Here is a 14,989-nt window from a genome sequence, read left to right on the forward strand (position 1 = left end):
TTTTAATAAAAATCTACATTAACAATAACTTTTATAGCTCTGTATTGCGCTACAGCCTCAAAACTATTCAGTATTTTCTGAATAGTTTTTTTTGTACCTCCTAATGGCAGATTTTGCGGGATCTTAATTAATATCGTACGTAAATATTCATTTCTGATTCTGCTTATAGCCGGTTCTTCCGGACCAAGAACAGGCATATTTAAGTTTTGACTCAAAACCTGATACAGCCACATTGAACCTTCCTTCAACTTATCAAAATCTTTATGCTTTAAAGTCAGCTTAATAATTCTAAAATAGGGAGGATATTTATAGATCTGACGGTCGTACAATTGCTCCTTATACATACCTATATAATTATGGGTTGTAACCTGCTGAATTGTATTATGGTTTGGATTATAAGTCTGAATCACAACTTTTCCTTGCTTTTCAGTTCTTCCGGCTCTTCCTGCAACTTGTGTCATCATCTGAAAACTGCGCTCAAAAGCTCTAAAATCAGGATGATGCAGCATATTATCGGCATTCATAATCCCTACCAGACTAACATTATCAAAATCTAAACCTTTTGCCAACATTTGGGTTCCTACCAAAATATCAATTTCTCTGCTTTTGAAAGAATCTATAATCTTTTCAAAACCAAATTTCCCACGAGTCGTATCCTGATCCATTCTTCCTGTTTTTGCTTTAGGAAAAAGTGATACTAATTCTTGTTCAATCTGTTCAGTTCCGAAGCCTTTTGTAGTCAGATCAATGCTCGAACAGCTATGACAATGCGTTGGTTTTGCAATTGCATAACCACAATAATGACATCGCAACTGGTTTTTGTGTTTATGAAAAGTCAAACTTACATCGCATTGCTGGCAATGAGGTACGTGACCACAAGTCATACATTCTATTATAGGCGAATATCCTCTTCTGTTTTGAAATAAAATCACTTGTTCACCTAAAGACAAAGCTTCGGCAATTTCTTCTATTAAAAGGTCGCTGAAATGCCCTGTCATTCTTTTTCTGAAATGTTTGTCTTTTAAATCAACCAAAACAATTTCAGGCATTCGAACATTATTGTAACGTTCAGAAAGTGATACCAAACCATATTTGTCAGTTTGGGTATTAAAATAGGTTTCTATACTTGGCGTTGCCGATCCTAAAAGCACTTTAGCTTTATGAAAATTAGCCAAAACTATCGCCGAGTCACGGGCATGATATCTCGGTGCCGGATCAACCTGCTTAAAAGTCTGTTCGTGTTCTTCATCTGTAATCAGTAATCCTAAATTAGCAAACGGCAAAAACAAAGCTGACCTCGCTCCTATCACAATCTGTGCTTTATCAGCATTTTCGAGTGTTTGTTTCCAGACTTCCACTCTCTCGTTGTTACTATATTTGGAATGAAAAACAGCTACTTTGTCTCCAAAATGAAGTCGCAAACGAGATACTAATTGTGTCGTAAGTGCAATTTCCGGCAACAAATACAAGATTTGTTTTCCTAACGCTAAATACTCTTCAATTAACTTTATATAAATTTCAGTTTTACCGCTTGAAGTTACACCATGAAGCAGGCAAACTTCTTTCTCAATAAAATTTTCTTTAATTCGTGTAAAAGCTATTTCCTGGGCTTCACTTAATTGTAATTGTTTTTCCGAAGCTTTGCCCTGAAAAGAAACCCTGTCATGTTGCAGAAAATATTCCTCAAAAATTTCTTTCTCTATCAAAGCCTTCACTATTGTTGAAGATGAATTTGAAACTTCAACCAGTCTTTTGACTGTTATTGGCTTTTTTTCGGAGGCAGAAATCTGAAAATAAGCCAGAACAATTTCCTTTTGCTTGCTGGCATTTTTCAATACCTCAAGTAATTCTCCTAAACCTTGATCAGATTCATATTTAGAATGTAATTTTACATATCGAATCAATTTTGGCTTATAATTTTCTTTTATTTCTTCTTCTAAAACAATGATATCTTTTGTCATCATTTTTTGAAGTATCGGAAAAATATTTTTCTTGTTTAAAATTGAAATAATATCCTGAACTTTTAAAGAACTCTGCTGTTGTAAAGCTTCATAAATCAAAAATTCTTCATCAGAAAGTTCATTCTGATTTACTGAAATATCTGTTTTATGCGAAATAATCGTTTCACTTTCAAGTAATAACCCACTGGGAAAAGCACCTCTGTAAACATCCCCAATACCACACATATAATAATCTGCCACCCACAGCCAGTGTTTGATCTGAATTTCAGTTGCAATTGGTTTCTCATCTAATATTTGATGAATCTCTTTGGCTTCATATAAGTTCGGAGCATTTTGATGAATATCTAAAACAAGTCCTGTATAGATTTTACTTTTAATAGGCACCGCCACCCTCATTCCTTTTTTAATAAAATAGAATTCAGCCTCAGAAATACGATAAGTAAGGGGTTTAACTAAGGAAAGTGGTAAAATAACTTCGACAAAAAACATGTGCTTTTTTTATGGGATTGAGGGAATTACTTTTTTTTCGAAAGTTCTTCAGCATTATATTCCTGCACCATTTTTAAAGTATGATTCAGGGATTCTGTATTTTCCCAATCTTCATGACCAGGAATAATATATTTTGGGTTTTTAAATTTTGATTCAACTCTTTTAATAGATTGCTCCCATTCTTTTACATCAGCATCTCCTAAATAACCTAAATCTTCAGCTTCAGTACTTTTTATAAAACAACCTCCGTAAAGTATTTTTTCCTTTTCAAACCAAACCACAATATTGTCAGGAGCATGCCCCTTTCCGGGATAATATACTCTAAAAGCATGTTGTCCGACACTAAAAACCGTGTCATTTGGAATTACATACCGGGCTCTTGGTTCTTTATTTTTCTTTAAAATTTCATCAGTAAGTTTTGCAGTAAAGGTTTTAATTCCTTTTTGTTTATAAAACGCAATACCTCCCGCTCTGTCATCATGCGAATGCGTTGCAAAACACATTATAACTTCTTTATTATGTTTCGCTTTTATACTATCTAATAATGGCTGAAATTGTGCTTTGTCCCAGGGAGCATCAAACATCACAACACCTTTATCGGTAACAAGGTACATAGCATTTGCAGAAATTTGGGTACCTTTATAATCATGAAAGGTTTTATAAATATAAAAGTCACCTGTGAGATGACTTATTGGTAATTCCGAATTCTTAGATTGTCCAAAACCATTAGATAGGATTGTTAAAAATAGGATTATCGACACTACTAATTTCCGCATTGAATTAATCAAAAAGAATTATTTTTTTACTCTTGTCCAATATTGAGTTCTTCCCATAATAGAGATCCCAACAAATCCCCTAAGTTTTAGTTTATCCGGGGAATCTAATGTAATATAACATTTATATTTTTTTCCGTTTGTTGGATCCAAAATCGTCCCTCCACTATACTCGTCACCTTCCTTTTTTAGTCCATTGATAATTACCATCCCTAAAATTGGTTTGTTTTTTTCTGCACCATCACATTCTGTGCATATATCTTTTTTGTGATCCGCCCGAAGAATTGCTACTACTTTACCATATAACATTCCTGATTTCTCATAAATTTCAACAATTGATTTTGCCTGACCTGTTTCATCATCAATCGTTTTCCATTTACCTATTACACTTTTTACACTTTGGCTTTGAATAGTTCCTAATGTTAGAAAAAATACCCCAATCGTTAATATCCAGTTTTTCATAATCTTTATTTATTTTTTTGCCTTAATTTTCTAATAGTAGCATTCAGTTCAAATCCCAAAAGCAGAATCATACAGTTGATCCAAATATAAAACATTAGAATTAATAATGTGCCAATAGAGCCATAAAGTTCATTGTATTTTGAAAATTTTATAACCCAAATTCCAAAAAAGAACGAAGATATAACAATTAAGATCGTTGTAAAAACAGATCCTATGCTGATAAATGGCACTTTATTATATTGCCTGGTTCCATAACGCAATAATATTGAAGAAGTTATCAAAATCATTAACATTACAAACAAATACCTGCCTAAAATAATAAGCGGTATTCTATCACTAAGTACATCCTGAATGATTGTTTTTTGAATAAAAACCTCGAAAACAACAATAGTGGCAACTGTTACAAACAATATAATTGTCATAACAAGTGATATTGCTATTGCTACCAAATATTGGCTAAAAAAACCACGTTTATCAAAAACATGTTTAGACGATTCGAAACCACTAAGAATCCCGTTAATACCGTTTGCCATCAAAAAAATAGAAAGCAAAAAACCTGATGATAACAAACCGGAGTGGCTATTATTTAAAATATCACTGATAATTTTACTGATTGCATCATAAGTATTAGGCGGAACACCCTGCTGGACAAATTGCAAAAAATCTGCCTGAAATCCTTCAATTGGAATAAAAGGAATTAAGTTTAAAATAAACAATGCAAAAGGAAACAACGCCATAAAAAAACTGAAGGAAACAGCACTTGCATGATATGAAAAAGCTCCTTCCAGAATTCCAAGAATATACATTTCAAGTAAATCGTATAACGAAAAACCTTCTAACCATGGTAATTTTATCATTTTAAAAAAATGAGCCACAGAACGCAATAATGGAATTTTTTCAATCTTATCTTCTATCTCCTGAGACATACTTTAGATTTTTTTTAGGCTTTGGATTATTGTTTTGAATTTAAATTAAAAAGCCTTTAAACTCAAATCCATGTTATTAACAGAATGAGTTAAGGCTCCTGAAGAAATATAATTTACACCACATAAAGCATATTCACGAATGCTTTTTTCGTTGATATTTCCTGAAGATTCTGTCTGGCATTTTGTACCAATTAATTGCACGGCAGTTTTAGTATCCTCATAATTAAAGTTGTCTATCAAAATTCTGTGAACTCCATCGCTCAACAAAATTTCACGAATTTCATCTAAATTTCTAGCTTCAACAATAATCTTCAAATCTAAATTATTTATTTTCAAATAATCTTTGGTTTTCTTAATCGCAAGTGTAATTCCGCCGGCAAAATCAATATGATTATCCTTTAACATTACCATATCGTAAAGTGCGAAACGGTGATTTTCACCACCTCCAATTTTCACAGCCCATTTTTCAGCTGCTCTAAAATTTGGAGTTGTTTTGCGTGTATCTAATATTTTTGCACCAGTTCCTTCCAGAAGCTGAACATAATGATTTGTTTTCGTAGCTATTGCCGACATTCTTTGCATCGTATTCAAAACCACTCTTTCTGCTTTTAAAATAGATTGAGAACTACCTGAGACTTCAAAAACAACCTCTCCGTATTCTACGTGCGTGCCATCTTCAATAAAGGTTTTAATTTTTAATGCAGGATCTACGTGTTCAAAAATCATTTTTGCAAGTGCAACACCTGCTATAATTCCCTGATCCTTAACTAATAATTTAGCTTGTCCGTGTGCCGATTCAGGAATACAAGCTAATGAACTATAATCGCCTGTGCCTACATCTTCCCGAATTGCATTTCTAATTAATAATTGTAATTCGGATTGAAATTGTACTTCGCTAATCATTTTTCTCTAAATTTTATAAGATGCTAAAATAGGATATATTTTGTGGATTTGAAAGTTTCAATTGGATTTTAAAAATTATTAAGACATTAAGTAATTTATAAAAATCCGGATTTATACCTTAATTAAACTTAATGCTTTTATGGATCAAAAAATTAAAGAACATTAAATATCTTTGAAGTTCATTCAAACAAAATTATGGGATTAATTAAAGATATTTACTCCGTTAGTTTCTACGAAAAATTCAGTCAGGCTGTAGCCGAAGTACATTTAATATTCAATAAACAAAAATTTATCGATACCATTTATGAAGATAATTTTGCTCAAAAAGAATGGAAAGACCGAATGAAACATACAACAGTTGTTTTTCATAAGTTTATGCCTGAAAATTTTCAGGAAGCAGTTCAATTAATTGATAAAATTATTAGGAGTCTCAAAAAAAATAAATTTACTGATGACAATCTGGCTTTTATCTTTTTTGCCGATTATATTGAAATGTATGGCTTAAATGATTTTAAAACTTCGATGAAAGCCTTTGTTTCCATCACGCAATTTATTAGTTGTGAATTTGCGGTTCGCCCTTTCATTCTAAAATACAAAGAAAAAATGATTGAAGAAATGGTGAAATGGTCATTACATGAAAGTCCAAAAGTACGCCGATTAGCCAGCGAAGGCTGCCGACCGAGATTACCATGGGCAATGGCAATTCCGTTCCTGAAAAAAGATCCGGCTTCAATTTTACCGATTTTAGAAAATCTTAAAAATGATTCATCCGAGTATGTCCGCAGAAGTGTTGCCAATAATCTAAATGATATTGCTAAAGATAATCCGGAAATTGTACTGGAAATTGCCGGAAAATGGAAAGGATTCAGTAAAGAAACTGATGGAATTATTAAGCATGGCTGCCGGACTTTATTAAAACAAGGGCATCCTGAAATTCTGAGCCATTATGGATTGGAAAGCGCTAATATTGAAATTTCTTCCTTTGAAATCAAAACACCAACAGTAAAGATTGGAAATTATTTACAGTTTGAATTTTATTTAAATAATAAAAATGACGAAGCGAAAACAGTTCGTTTAGAGTATGCTGTTCATTATAGAAAGGCAAAAGGACATTTAGCAAAAAAAGTCTTTAAAATCAGCGAAAAAACATATCCTTCAAACCAATTAATTAAAGTCGAAAGAAACCAGTCTTTCAAAATAATTACCACTCGTGTTTTCCATACCGGAATTCATGGATTATCAATTATCATTAATGGAACGGAGAGCAAAACTTTAGAATTTGAATTGATCAGGTAATATACTGACACCAATTGATTGGTGAAAATTTGTGCAATTCGTGTTATATTTTGAATTCTGCCCGGAATGATTAAAATTTGATTCCTTACTTTTATATATATTACCAAAACTATTTTTCTTAATCTAAATTAAGTTACAGATTGAGGCTACAACTGTAATTTTGTTTTCAAATAAAATATATCATGTCAAATATCAGTTTAATTATCGAAGAACGCGCTGCCAATATTGGCAATTTTATGGTAGGCAGATTATTGCCTTTCCGTGAAAAAAGAGCTGTTGGACCTTTTGTGTTTATCGACCATATGGGACCGGCACATTTAAACCAATATCAAAATATGGACGTCCCTCCTCACCCGCATATAGGACTTTCTACATTAACTTTTTTATTTGAAGGAAGTATTATGCATCGTGACAGTTTAGGAACCGAATTAGAAATAAAACCGGGTGCCGTAAACTGGATGACGGCAGGAAAAGGAATTGTACATTCTGAAAGAACTCCGGAATATTTAAGAAATTCTGACAAAATGCTTCACGGATTACAAATTTGGGTTGCTCTTCCAAAAGAATTGGAACAAATGGATCCGAATTTCACTCATGTTGAAGCAGACGACATTCCGGGTTGGGAAGAAAATGATGTTTCTTATAAATTAATTGCAGGAGAAGCTTTTGGCAAAAAATCACCTGTTCCTGTTTATAGTCCGTTGTATTTTATTGAAATTAAAAGCAAAACAACTCAAAAAATAAATATCGGAAACCATTTATTTGGAGAAAGCGGCTTATATATTTTAGAAGGAAGTATCAAAAGTAGTGAACATATTTACGAGCCGAAACAAATTCTGATTACTAACGACAGTACACTTTGTGAGTTTGAAATTACTGCAAATTCTACCGTTTATATTTTTGGCGGAATGCCTTTCCCTGAAGAACATTTTATCTTTTGGAATTTTGTTTCCTCAGATAAAGAATTAATCGAAAAAGCAAAAAAAGACTGGACAGCACAAACTTTCCCAAGGGTTCCAGGAGAAACTGAATTTGTTCCTTTACCAGAACCTAAAATAAGATAATTTATGGAGACCATATCAGCACAAATTGATACACGTTTGTATCGCACCGAAATAAAATCAGCCAGCGGTAATATCATAATTGCAGACGAGCCCCAGGAAGTTGGAGGTAAAAATTTAGGATTCAGTCCTTCTGAACTTTTAGCATCATCATTGGCGTCATGCACTCTAATTACTTTACGAATGTATATTAACCGTAAGCAATGGGAGGTTTCAGAAATTAATATTAAAATTGATTTTCAAAGAGATGCAGAACAAAACGTTTCCTTATTTACCCGAAAAATCGAAATCATTGGCAAAATTAACGAAACTCAGAAACAACGGTTAGAAACTATCGCCAACAACTGCCCAATTCATAAAACATTAACGCATTCAATCGAAATTAAAACTACTTTAATATAATCATCATGGAAATACAACAAATAAACGACACAAGAAAAGGATACTTTGAAGCATTAGAAGACGGGAAACAAGCTGGAAAAATGACCTATACCTGGGCTGGAGATTCAAAATTCATCATTGACCATACCGAAGTAAATGAAGATTTTAACGGAAAAGGTGTTGGTAAAAAACTGGTAATGAAAGCAGTTGAATATGCCCGAAATAATAATTTAAAAATCATTCCGCTTTGTCCATTTGCCAAAAGTGTTTTTGACAAAACGGAAGAAATTCACGATGTATTATTTCATTAAGAATTAAGTCCTATAAAAACTGAAATTTCCGAAGGCAAATCGAATTCGCTTTCAAAAAATATCAATTGTCTTTTGTAAACAGATTCTATTAAATAATGATTTCCCCTGAAGTATGTTCTTCTGATTTTGACTTCTAAATCAGAGTTTTCAACCATAATTAACTGATGGGGATACACTAATAATTTTTCGTTTTGATCATCAGTAAGTTTTAATAAATGAGTCGAAATTTCGTTTACTTCACCAAAAAGGGAAGCCACATATTTAGAAGACGGCTTTTTATATATTTCTATAGGATTATCTTTTATAATGATTTCTCCATTTCTCATTACAATGGCTTCATCTGCAAATGACAGAGCGTCTGTACTGTCATGCGTAGCAAGGATACAGGTAATTTGTTTTTGTTTCAGATATCTGAATAAATTTCGTCGTAAAGCATTTTTACGAAAAGCGTCAATTTGACTAAAAGGTTCATCAAGCAAGATCAATTCAGGTTCTAAAGCCAAAACCCGAACCAAAGCTACTCTCTGCTGCTGTCCTCCACTTAAAAATTTCGCTTTAACATTAGAAAATTGTTCCATCTCTACCATTTCAAGTAATTCCTGAACACGAAGCTTTTTCAAATTGGCAAAACCATTAGAAAGAAACTTGCCGACATTTTCTGCAACGGTTTCATAGGGAGACAGATCAAAATCCTGTGCCAGGTATTTCATATAAGGCATTCCCGGAATTAAATTATATTTAGGTCCCAAAACCGGTTTTTCTTCATAAAAAATCTGGCCTTCATTTAAATCATACAAACCATATATAAGTTTAAGGAGTGTGCTTTTCCCACAACCACTTTCACCTATAACAGCAATATTCTGGCCTTTATTTATTGTAAATGATACGTTATTAATAACAGGTTTTTCTGTATACGAAAAAGAAATATTTTGAATATTAAGCATGAGTTGTATTTGAAAGTTCAAATTTACAATCTTTAATTTCGAAAGCAAAAAAAAGCTGCTTCAATTATGAAACAGCTTTTAATAAATTTTATTGTAAATTGAAACCTATTTTGCAGCTTCAACTTTAGCATCATTCACCATTTTATCGTTTGCCGTAATAGCAAATTCAACACGACGGTTCTGGGTTCTTCCTTCCGGAGAATCATTTGTTGCAATTGGATCAGCAATTCCTAAACCTGAAGTTTTAAAACGGCTTGATTTTAATCCTTTAGAAACTAAATAAGCTTTTACAGATGCAGCTCTTTGTGCAGAAAGTGTTAAATTATATTCTGGTTTTCCTGTATTATCAGTATATCCAAAAATTTCAATATTAGTATCTCCATAATCATTAAAAACAGGAACTAATTTATCTAAATTTGTTTTTGCCTGAGAAGTCAGTGTTGATTTGTTAGTATCAAAACGAACGGCATTTTCATTTAAAGTTAAGTGTATACCTTCACCAACTCTTTCAACATCAGCACCTGGTAAAGCCTGATCTATTTCACGGGCCTGTTTATCCATTTTATTTCCAATAAGTGCACCAGTTCCACCACCAACAGCGGCCCCAATAGCAGCTCCAAGGGCAGCATTTCCACCTTTTCCTAAATTATTTCCTAAAATACCACCAATAATACCTCCGGCAACAACACCGATTCCAGCACCTTTTTGAGTATTATTTGCATTTTTTACTGAATCGCAACTTATAAAAAAACTAGTTAATACAAGTAAAGTACTTAAACTTAAAACGGTTATTTTTTTCATGTTATATATTTTTAATATTAATTGGCTCTTTGAAATTGATACGTTACATCTTTAGTTTGTCCTCCAACATTGATGTTATCAATCAACTGAAATGAATTTTCCGTTTGGTTGGCTACTTTCAGTAAATAACCTTCTTTAACATTTTTCGATTTAGTTCCTGCCTCAACAATTTTAAGTACAAAAAAACCTTCTTTATTAATACTCCAAACTATTGGTGAAGTAAAAGCAGAACAGTTTCCATCGGTTAAAGTCATTGAACCTTTATTATTGTTTGAAATAAAATTCCAGGCACTGCCAATAAAGCATTTAGAATCAGCAATTTGAAATGAATTTACTTTAATATATTCTGAACCCGGATAAGATACATTGGTAATGACCCAATTCCCTTTAATCGCTACTTGAGACGATCTGTCCAGTTTAGTTGAAATCGTTGTGTCTTTAGGAGTTGCGGTTGATGCAGACTTACATGCAAAAACCATTGTGGCCAACATGCATAAAAAAATAATTTTCTTCATTTTCATTTGTTCTATCAATTTTAGAATTAATACTCCTACAAAGATACAATCCTAAAAAATAATTTTGTTTTATAATTGGTATTTTTTATTTCAAAATTAACACTTACGACAATTTGTCATTTTTAGAAATTTGGTATTCTATTTGAAGAAACTGAAAGACATAACTTTAAACTAAATTTTTAAAATATGACAACAGGTAAAATTAATGTTTCGGTAGAAAACATCTTCCCTTTAATCAAAAAATTCTTATACAGCGATCACGAAATTTTCTTGCGTGAGTTGGTTTCAAACGGTACTGATGCTACTTTAAAATTAAAACACCTTATTAGTATTGGCGAAGCGAAAGTAGAATACGGCAATCCCGTTATCGAAATCAAAGTTGACAAAGAGGGCAAAAAAATCCACATCATTGACCAGGGTTTGGGTATGACAGCTGATGAAGTAGAAAAATACATCAATCAGGTAGCTTTTTCAGGAGCTGAGGAATTTTTAGACAAATACAAAGATTCTGCTAAAGATTCCGGGATTATTGGTCATTTTGGTCTTGGTTTCTATTCTGCATTTATGGTTGCTGAGAAAGTAGAAATCATTACAAAATCATACAAAGACGAACCAGCAGCACACTGGACATGCGACGGAAGCCCTGAATTTACTTTAGAACCGGCTGACAAAACTTCACGCGGAACTGAAATTATTCTTCACGTTGCCGAAGATTCCCTTGAATTCCTCGAAGATTCAAAAATAAGCGGGTTATTGAATAAATACAATAAATTCATGCCTGTCCCGATTAAATTTGGAACCAGAACAGAAACGCTTCCAAAACCGGAAGATGCTCCTGAAGATTACATAAATGAAACTGTTGAAACAGATAATATCATCAATAATCCGAACCCGGCCTGGACTAAACAGCCAACTGAATTATCTGATGAAGATTATAAAAATTTCTACAGAGAATTGTATCCAATGCAATTTGAGGAGCCATTATTTAACATTCACTTAAATGTTGATTATCCGTTTAACCTAACAGGAATCTTGTATTTCCCTAAATTAGGTTCGGATATGCAAATCCAAAAAGATAAAATTCAATTGTACCAAAACCAGGTTTACGTTACAGATAACGTAGAAGGAATTGTACCTGAATTTTTGACAATGCTAAAAGGTGTGATTGATTCTCCGGATATCCCGTTGAATGTTTCACGTTCCGGTTTACAGGCAGACGGTGCCGTTAAGAAAATTTCAAACTATATCACTCGTAAAGTAGCGGATAAATTGAAAGCCTTGTTTAATGAAAACCGTGCTGATTTTGAACAAAAATGGAATGACATTAAAATTGTTTTAGAGTACGGAATGCTTTCTGAAGACAAATTCTACGAAAAAGCAGGTGCGTTTGTATTATACCCAACCGTTGATGATACTTACTTTACTCTTGAAGAATTAAAAGAGAAATTAAAAGAAAACCAAACTGACAAAGACGGAAAATTGGTTGTTTTATATGCCGGAAATAAGGATGCACAACACTCTTACATTGAGACAGCAAAAGAAAAAGGCTACGAAGTATTACTTTTAGATTCTCCAATTATCTCACATTTAATCCAAAAAATTGAAGGTGATAATAAGGACTTGACTTTTGTTCGTGTAGATTCTGATCATATTGACAACTTAATCAAAAAAGAAGAAAACACTATTTCTAAATTATCCGATGAAGAAAAAGAAACTTTAAAAACTTCATTAGAAGCATATATTCCAAAAGCATATTCTGTACAACTGGAAGCTATGGACAGTCAAGCTGCACCATTTATTATTACACAACCGGAATTTATGCGTAGAATGAAAGAAATGAGCCAATCTGGCGGTGGCGGAATGTTTGGAATGGGAAATATGCCGGAAATGTACAATTTGGTTGTAAACACTAATTCAGATCTCGCTACAAGTATCTTAAATACTGAAGACAAAACCCATCAGGAACATTTAGTAAAACAAGCTTTAGACTTGGCAAAATTATCTCAAAACCTATTAAAAGGTGAAGCTTTAACTGCCTTTGTAAAAAGAAGTTTTGAAATGATTAAATAAAGTTATAAATCGTAATTAATTTATTAAACCTGCAAGTTTACACTTGCAGGTTTTTTATTTTTTAAAACAAAAAACAACACAATATTTATATAAGTTAATTCTTTAAAAAATAACATTCATATACATTTAAATAAACAATAATATGTAATTTTATTCTTTCCGAAAATATATAAACAACTCTTGTATAAAAACATTTCAAAAAAAAATAAATTTAATAATCAACACAACATGGAAACTTTTAAAACAAAAGAATCTGAAGAATCAAAATTATTTTTACAAGTTAATTTTGACTACAAATACTTATCCCGAACTTGGGTGGAGAAAGAAGAAATAGGTACTTGGAAAAAAACAACTATAAATGATTCTGCACCTGGAAATGGAAATATATATTTTTTTGAAGTAGGGAAATCCATAGAATATAAAGATAAAAATAGAATTCTGATTATCACTTATTTCGATTTACAAAAAATAAAAGATACAGATGAGTTTATGAAAAAATTAAAAATAAATTACAACTTAGTTGAGGACGATGACAAGCCTGGAAATTTTCATGAAAGCAAAATTTATACGTGCAATACAGATGAAATGATTCTATCAGATAATAAAACAATCTTATTAGTAACTAAAATAATTGAGATAAAATGAAAACTAAATCTATAATTATTCTATTTTTTGTTGCTTTCAAATTATTTTCACAAGAAGGAAATAGTATTAAAATAACTGATTTGGAATTACCAAATTCTCCGGCTTTTACAATACTGGATTATTCCCCTACTATAATCAGTACTCCATCTACAACTCAGGCTTTTACTTTGAGTTTAATTAATAGTGTAAACTCAAGTAAAGGATTCCCAACTGATTACGCTTTAGAATTTACACCCTATTGGGTATTCTCACAGAAAAAGAAAAATCTAACCGATTATTTCATTAAAGAAAACCAAAAAGCATATTCTAAACCATATAAAAATTTATCTTTTTCATTAGCTGCTGTAAAAAAAGATACAATTCAGAATGTATCAGTGGGAATTCGAACAAATCTTCTAACTGTCAACAGAAAAGAAAGACAAGAATCTGTTAACACTTTGATTAAAAAATTGGAAAGATTTAAAGTTTTGACCGATCAAAACTTACCTTTTGGAGAGAACCCTAATGAATCAGGAACTCCTGAGTATAACAAATGGAACTTAGATAAAATTAATAAATATGCTGAACTAAAAGAATACAAAGAATTAACATCTGAAATATATAAAGCAATTGATAGTTTAGAATCTTTCAAACCAATATTTTCAGCTGATATTGCGACAGGATACAATCATTTTTTTGATCAGAATGAATTTAAATCAGGTAAATTTGGAAGATATGGTGCATGGCTAACATTGAATGCTAATTTTAAATTAAGCAAGTATAATAAAAATTATCTCAATATTTACCAATACACTCGATATCTAATTGATGAAATGAATTATGATGAAATATTGTTATCATATAAAAAAGAAAAGAATCTTGATATAGGTGCGAAAATTGAATTCCAATTTAATGATTTTGCCCTTGGCTATGAATATATCAATCGAACGAATCAAAAGGATAATTACAGATCAGTAGGAAACCTTAAATATAAGATAAATGAAAAATTTACTATAACTGGAGGATTTGGTAAAAATTTTGAAAAAACAGACAATTTGGTTTCATTTTTAGGGGTAAGTTGGGGTATAGCGACAAACAATGAATTAGATATTGTTGAAAAATAAATTCTTTCAATTTTATTTTTAGCATTTCCCATGGCGCTGTACACTAAATCTTTTGCAAAATTGTTTGAGTATTAATCAAAAAGACTATAAACATCGCAAAAAGATATTACCTCGATCCTTAATATTATAAAAGAAAAAGTTTTGGTTTAAATTTTTAGATTAATGACTAGAAGCCGTTATTTCTTATACAAGAGTAAATCAAATAGTCTGCAAATCAAACAGAACGAGCTCATTTAGTATTGATCCCTGACTTGGCACGTTTTCGTAAACTGGGACAAAACTTTTCAAAACGAAAAAACCCTTCATTTTTAGATGAAGGGTTTTTAAAAAGAAAGGGGACTGATCGAG

Annotated in this window: 15 protein-coding genes; 7 read left to right on the top strand and 8 right to left on the bottom strand. The window is 31.9% G+C overall.

Annotation, left to right across the window (positions count from 1 at the left end; genetic code table 11):
- Window positions 1-2: 2 nt before the first annotated feature.
- The 5 genes from priA to nadC are packed head-to-tail and all read right to left on the bottom strand — an operon-like array spanning window position 3 to window position 5,514.
- Entirely contained in the window at window positions 3-2,450 is a 2,448-nt protein-coding gene (gene priA, locus PMI10_RS17810; RefSeq protein WP_007810577.1) for a replication restart helicase PriA, read from the bottom strand.
- Window positions 2,451-2,476: 26 nt separating this feature from the next.
- Window positions 2,477-3,226, bottom strand: a complete 750-nt coding sequence (gene bla-B1-FLAV / locus PMI10_RS17815; protein WP_007810578.1) for a subclass B1 metallo-beta-lactamase — start codon at window positions 3,224-3,226, stop codon at window positions 2,477-2,479.
- A gap of 18 nt (window positions 3,227-3,244) precedes the next feature.
- On the bottom strand, window positions 3,245-3,685 hold the full coding sequence (locus tag PMI10_RS17820) for a DUF2147 domain-containing protein (RefSeq protein WP_007810579.1): 441 nt from the start codon (window positions 3,683-3,685) through the stop codon (window positions 3,245-3,247).
- A gap of 5 nt (window positions 3,686-3,690) precedes the next feature.
- Entirely contained in the window at window positions 3,691-4,611 is a 921-nt protein-coding gene (locus PMI10_RS17825) for a YihY/virulence factor BrkB family protein (protein WP_007810580.1), read from the bottom strand.
- Between the two features lie 45 nt (window positions 4,612-4,656).
- Window positions 4,657-5,514 (bottom strand): carboxylating nicotinate-nucleotide diphosphorylase, encoded by an 858-nt coding sequence (nadC, locus tag PMI10_RS17830; RefSeq protein WP_007810581.1) that lies wholly within the window; start codon window positions 5,512-5,514, stop codon window positions 4,657-4,659.
- A gap of 195 nt (window positions 5,515-5,709) precedes the next feature.
- On the opposite strand from nadC, the gene PMI10_RS17835 reads away from it, so the two are divergent.
- The 4 genes from PMI10_RS17835 to PMI10_RS17850 all read left to right on the top strand — a co-directional run bounded on the left by PMI10_RS17835 (window position 5,710) and on the right by PMI10_RS17850 (window position 8,563).
- Complete coding sequence (locus tag PMI10_RS17835) at window positions 5,710-6,810, top strand: hypothetical protein (protein WP_007810584.1); 1,101 nt, start codon at window positions 5,710-5,712, stop codon at window positions 6,808-6,810.
- A gap of 182 nt (window positions 6,811-6,992) precedes the next feature.
- Window positions 6,993-7,874, top strand: coding sequence for a pirin family protein (locus PMI10_RS17840; RefSeq protein WP_007810585.1), 882 nt, complete (start codon window positions 6,993-6,995; stop codon window positions 7,872-7,874).
- A gap of 3 nt (window positions 7,875-7,877) precedes the next feature.
- Complete coding sequence (locus PMI10_RS17845) at window positions 7,878-8,273, top strand: OsmC family protein (protein ID WP_007810586.1); 396 nt, start codon at window positions 7,878-7,880, stop codon at window positions 8,271-8,273.
- A gap of 5 nt (window positions 8,274-8,278) precedes the next feature.
- Window positions 8,279-8,563 (top strand): GNAT family N-acetyltransferase, encoded by a 285-nt coding sequence (locus tag PMI10_RS17850; protein WP_007810587.1) that lies wholly within the window; start codon window positions 8,279-8,281, stop codon window positions 8,561-8,563.
- Here PMI10_RS17850 and PMI10_RS17855 read toward each other — a convergent pair.
- The 3 genes from PMI10_RS17855 to PMI10_RS17865 all read right to left on the bottom strand — a co-directional run bounded on the left by PMI10_RS17855 (window position 8,560) and on the right by PMI10_RS17865 (window position 10,823).
- Complete coding sequence (locus PMI10_RS17855) at window positions 8,560-9,507, bottom strand: ABC transporter ATP-binding protein (protein ID WP_007810588.1); 948 nt, start codon at window positions 9,505-9,507, stop codon at window positions 8,560-8,562. The genes PMI10_RS17850 and PMI10_RS17855 overlap by 4 nt on opposite strands.
- Window positions 9,508-9,612: 105 nt before the next feature.
- Complete coding sequence (locus PMI10_RS17860; protein ID WP_007810589.1) at window positions 9,613-10,308, bottom strand: OmpA family protein; 696 nt, start codon at window positions 10,306-10,308, stop codon at window positions 9,613-9,615.
- Window positions 10,309-10,325: 17 nt separating this feature from the next.
- Window positions 10,326-10,823, bottom strand: a complete 498-nt coding sequence (locus PMI10_RS17865) for a lipocalin family protein (RefSeq protein WP_035632158.1) — start codon at window positions 10,821-10,823, stop codon at window positions 10,326-10,328.
- Between the two features lie 186 nt (window positions 10,824-11,009).
- Between PMI10_RS17865 and htpG the strand changes: the two genes are divergently transcribed.
- The 3 genes from htpG (at window position 11,010) to PMI10_RS17880 (ending at window position 14,641) form a co-directional block, all read left to right on the top strand.
- On the top strand, window positions 11,010-12,893 hold the full coding sequence (gene htpG, locus PMI10_RS17870) for a molecular chaperone HtpG (RefSeq protein WP_007810593.1): 1,884 nt from the start codon (window positions 11,010-11,012) through the stop codon (window positions 12,891-12,893).
- A gap of 228 nt (window positions 12,894-13,121) precedes the next feature.
- A complete protein-coding gene (locus tag PMI10_RS17875; RefSeq protein WP_007810595.1) occupies window positions 13,122-13,538 on the top strand; it encodes a hypothetical protein in 417 nt (138 codons plus the stop codon).
- Window positions 13,535-14,641, top strand: a complete 1,107-nt coding sequence (locus PMI10_RS17880; RefSeq protein ID WP_007810596.1) for a hypothetical protein — start codon at window positions 13,535-13,537, stop codon at window positions 14,639-14,641. The genes PMI10_RS17875 and PMI10_RS17880 overlap by 4 nt, the downstream gene beginning before the upstream one ends.
- Window positions 14,642-14,989: the final 348 nt, after the last annotated feature.

The organism is Flavobacterium sp. CF136 (genome assembly GCF_000282055.1).
In the GTDB taxonomy this organism is placed as follows: domain Bacteria; phylum Bacteroidota; class Bacteroidia; order Flavobacteriales; family Flavobacteriaceae; genus Flavobacterium.

What these genes read in the sequence shown, in the direction of transcription:
- PMI10_RS17860 (WP_007810589.1), bottom strand. Translation starts at nt 10,308, where the DNA reads ATGAAAAAAATAACCGTTTTAAGTTTAAGTACTTTACTTGTATTAACT.
- PMI10_RS17845 (WP_007810586.1), top strand. Translation starts at nt 7,878, where the DNA reads ATGGAGACCATATCAGCACAAATTGATACACGTTTGTATCGCACCGAA.
- PMI10_RS17880 (WP_007810596.1), top strand. Translation starts at nt 13,535, where the DNA reads ATGAAAACTAAATCTATAATTATTCTATTTTTTGTTGCTTTCAAATTA.
- PMI10_RS17820 (WP_007810579.1), bottom strand. Translation starts at nt 3,685, where the DNA reads ATGAAAAACTGGATATTAACGATTGGGGTATTTTTTCTAACATTAGGA.
- PMI10_RS17875 (WP_007810595.1), top strand. Translation starts at nt 13,122, where the DNA reads ATGGAAACTTTTAAAACAAAAGAATCTGAAGAATCAAAATTATTTTTA.
- nadC (WP_007810581.1), bottom strand. Translation starts at nt 5,514, where the DNA reads ATGATTAGCGAAGTACAATTTCAATCCGAATTACAATTATTAATTAGA.
- htpG (WP_007810593.1), top strand. Translation starts at nt 11,010, where the DNA reads ATGACAACAGGTAAAATTAATGTTTCGGTAGAAAACATCTTCCCTTTA.
- bla-B1-FLAV (WP_007810578.1), bottom strand. Translation starts at nt 3,226, where the DNA reads ATGCGGAAATTAGTAGTGTCGATAATCCTATTTTTAACAATCCTATCT.
- PMI10_RS17855 (WP_007810588.1), bottom strand. Translation starts at nt 9,507, where the DNA reads ATGCTTAATATTCAAAATATTTCTTTTTCGTATACAGAAAAACCTGTT.
- PMI10_RS17835 (WP_007810584.1), top strand. Translation starts at nt 5,710, where the DNA reads ATGGGATTAATTAAAGATATTTACTCCGTTAGTTTCTACGAAAAATTC.
- PMI10_RS17850 (WP_007810587.1), top strand. Translation starts at nt 8,279, where the DNA reads ATGGAAATACAACAAATAAACGACACAAGAAAAGGATACTTTGAAGCA.
- PMI10_RS17825 (WP_007810580.1), bottom strand. Translation starts at nt 4,611, where the DNA reads ATGTCTCAGGAGATAGAAGATAAGATTGAAAAAATTCCATTATTGCGT.
- priA (WP_007810577.1), bottom strand. Translation starts at nt 2,450, where the DNA reads ATGTTTTTTGTCGAAGTTATTTTACCACTTTCCTTAGTTAAACCCCTT.
- PMI10_RS17840 (WP_007810585.1), top strand. Translation starts at nt 6,993, where the DNA reads ATGTCAAATATCAGTTTAATTATCGAAGAACGCGCTGCCAATATTGGC.
- PMI10_RS17865 (WP_035632158.1), bottom strand. Translation starts at nt 10,823, where the DNA reads ATGAAGAAAATTATTTTTTTATGCATGTTGGCCACAATGGTTTTTGCA.